This is a genomic window from Dialister sp. CAG:357 (assembly GCF_000435155.1).
GTDB classification, from domain to species: domain Bacteria; phylum Bacillota; class Negativicutes; order Veillonellales; family Dialisteraceae; genus Dialister; species Dialister hominis.
The window spans coordinates 399-3,220 of record NZ_FR896355.1 but is presented as its reverse complement, the minus strand read 5'-3'; the positions used below and the strand labels follow the sequence as shown (position 1 = coordinate 3,220).

General features: G+C 56.7%; 6 protein-coding genes. All 6 read left to right on the top strand.

The window, feature by feature from the left end; genetic code table 11:
* A partial coding sequence (locus tag M3200_RS00725; protein ID WP_353867214.1) for a type II secretion system protein occupies positions 1-428 on the top strand: 428 nt, incomplete at its 5' end.
* A gap of 9 nt (positions 429-437) precedes the next feature.
* Entirely contained in the window at positions 438-1,016 is a 579-nt protein-coding gene (locus M3200_RS00720) for a prepilin peptidase (protein ID WP_022381624.1), read from the top strand.
* 40 nt (positions 1,017-1,056) lie between these two features.
* Positions 1,057-1,452, top strand: coding sequence for a pilus assembly FimT family protein (locus M3200_RS00715; RefSeq protein ID WP_108850537.1), 396 nt, complete (start codon positions 1,057-1,059; stop codon positions 1,450-1,452).
* Complete coding sequence (locus M3200_RS00710; RefSeq protein ID WP_022381622.1) at positions 1,449-1,811, top strand: hypothetical protein; 363 nt, start codon at positions 1,449-1,451, stop codon at positions 1,809-1,811. The genes M3200_RS00715 and M3200_RS00710 overlap by 4 nt, the downstream gene beginning before the upstream one ends.
* Entirely contained in the window at positions 1,808-2,332 is a 525-nt protein-coding gene (locus tag M3200_RS00705) for a hypothetical protein (RefSeq protein ID WP_022381621.1), read from the top strand. Before M3200_RS00710 ends, M3200_RS00705 begins: the two co-directional genes overlap by 4 nt.
* Positions 2,325-2,726 carry a hypothetical protein gene (locus M3200_RS00700; protein ID WP_022381620.1) on the top strand — a complete coding sequence of 134 codons (402 nt, stop codon included), beginning with the start codon at positions 2,325-2,327 and terminating at the stop codon, positions 2,724-2,726. The genes M3200_RS00705 and M3200_RS00700 overlap by 8 nt, the downstream gene beginning before the upstream one ends.
* Positions 2,727-2,822: the final 96 nt, after the last annotated feature.

The following is a 2,822-nucleotide window of genomic DNA, read 5'->3' as shown; positions in this document are numbered from 1 at the left end:
TGTCAATTGGTCCAACTTTTTGTCCGCGTCCCCAAAATTACAAGGGCAGTGGATTGGGAAGGAAAAGGAAAGGTTTCATGCTCCTAGAGCTCATCATCGTCGTGGCGATTGTGGGGATTTTGTCGGCGGTGGCTATGCCGGATATCCTTGGCATGACAAATGATGCGAAGGCGGCTCGTATTCAGGCGGATCTGTCGGCGATCGGAACGGCGTCAGAGATGTATTACGTGAAGAATGGCGAGTACCCGACGGCGCTTTCGCAGCTGGTGGATACGACAGGGGCGAATGGGTATCTGAAGAAAATGCCGGAGCCGCCGGATAAGAGTGTGACGTACACGATGGGTTCCAAAGGTGAAGTGACGGCTGTTTTCAATTCTGTGACGTACTCGTCTTACGGAACGACGAGCACAAGTACGCAGCAGTCGTAAGAGGTTCCCATGAGAAGCGGAGTGGAAGACCGGTTATTGTGGGAGAATGTCTGGCAGGGCGGGAGAGGATTCCTTCTGCTCGTGATTTCGTGCGCCCTGTATGCGGGTCTTCTTTTCATGACGGAGGGGAAGGCCCGTTTTCTGCTGCCATTTTTGCTCTTCTTCCCCGCGATGGAGGACAGGCGGACGGGGTATATTTCGGACGGCTGGAGCGCGCTTCTTCTTCTCTGCGGTCTTCTGACTTCGTATGAGGCGGGGATGATTTACTTTGGTATCCTTTCGGCATCGCTGGCCGGCGGTGTTTTCTTCGTGCTGCGCCTGGCGTCCGGCGGAGGCGCAGGCGAGGGAGATATATTCCTCTCCGCTGCGATTGCATCCTGGCTTTCGCCGGTGGGAACGCTCGGTTTCCTCTGGGCCGCATCGGCATCATGCGCGCTCTTTTCCCTGCCTCTTTTGATTTCAGGAAGGAGGTCGCTTGATGACGGGATCCGTTTCGCGCCGTTCCTTGCTGCCGGAGGGATCGCGGCTTTCTTCTTCGAGGAAACGGGGCTTACGCTTCTGGCGGCATCGTGGCTTTGTTCTCGCTGAGGCGCTCATCGTGCTCCTGATCGTCTCCTTGGGGATGGCGATGGCGGTCCCCTCGCTTTCCGACTGGCAGGAGGAGCGGCAGCTCGATCTGGCGGCCGAAGAGCTGGCCTCGGCCATCCGTGAGGCAGAGACGGAGGCAAGGAGCGAGACGTCGCGGTATGGAAATGTCGTGGCGCGGACGTACTTTTTCTGTGCGCAGGACGGCGATCACGTCTCGTATTTCACAAGAAAGGGCACGACGACGATCCGCCCGAAAGGCTCGTTTCCTGAAAACATCCGCGGAACGGGAAATCTGAACCTGACGCTCCGCAAAGACGGCTATGCCGGGGAGAGCAGCAAGTATTCGATGTATTTGAGGACGAAGGACGGAAAGTATGCGCGCCAGATCGTGGTGGCGGCGTACACGGGACGCGTTCGGATCGTGAGGGACGCATGAGGAGAGAAGGCTTTCTTCTGGTGTGGGCGGCCGCAGCATTGGCGATTGTCATGACACTTGGCGCGGGCGTTTTCCTCTCAGTATCCGTGGCGGCAAGGCGGGAGGCGGAAAGGGAAATTTCTCTTGATGAAACGTTGATTGCCCAGGATGCCATGGAGCAGATGAAGGCCAGCGTGCGTCTGGGTGAGCCCGTTTCTATGCCGAAAGAAATCGTGAGAAATGGCCGGACGTATACGGTCGATATGACTGAGGAGCCCGTTTATGTCGAATCTGTCCCGATGAGGCGGATGAAGGCGGAGGTCTCGGATTCGTCCGGGAATTCCGTTTCTTTTTCCGTCCTGATGGAGGATCCGCAATGAAGCGAAAAGGATTTCTTCTCCTGGAAGCTCTGATTTCCCTCTTCATACTGACTTCGCTGGCGCTTTCAATCTTCCCGCTGGCCACGGAGACGGCGCGGGTGATCGATAGCCTTGCAAGGCGCGGACGGCTTTCGAGCGAGGTGCTCTCGGTTTCCGACTACATGACGGAAAAGATCAGGAACGGCAGGCGGATGGCACAGGCACCGGTCTCCGGCGACCGGTACACGTACTACGATCTGAATGAAAGGGACGTCGAGGCACGGTATACGTTTTATATCGACAGGGAAAAGCTGAAGCTTCTCCTCTACAACGGCCTTTCGGAACCGGTAACGGGCGAGAAGACGGGAACGGGCGAGACGATCATTTTCTCGCCGTCTGAGGATCCGGTATTTTCCCAGGAAATGGGCGCGCTGCATCTTCATTTCCTGATGGAGCATAAGAACGGGATCGACCAGGTGGACTGCGAGACGTCGGTCATTCCTTATGCGGATTTGTATAAGAAGGGGCAGCCGTATGTGTAGGAGGAAGGGGACGCTTTCAATCATCCTGATTCTCCTCTTCTCGGCGCTTCTTTCAGCATCGACGGCGCTCGTCCTTTTCCTCACAAGGGGCAGCGCCGCGGCGGTGTCGCATGAAGAGGGGCTCCGCTCGGTCTATGCGGCAGAGAGTGGGGCGAACTGGGCTCTTTCTCGCCTTTCCTCAGGCGCAGGCGGAAGCACGGCGCTCACGCTGGAGGAGGGAGACCGGACGATCCTTGTGAGGATCACAGATGACGGGGAGAGCGGCAGGATCAAGGTCCGCTCGGAAAATGAAAAGGGGGATCACCGCCGGTTCCTGACGATTGATTTCTCTTCAAAAACGGTGGATGGAAAGCGCATTTTGACGGTGGAGGATATTTCAAGTGTTCCATTTTGATACCTCAGTTCTTGCGAAGGAAGCGCTGCTCATGCGGGCAAGGCGCTTCTTTTCGGGTACGAAGAAAACGATACTCCTTCCGATGGCAGGCAGCCT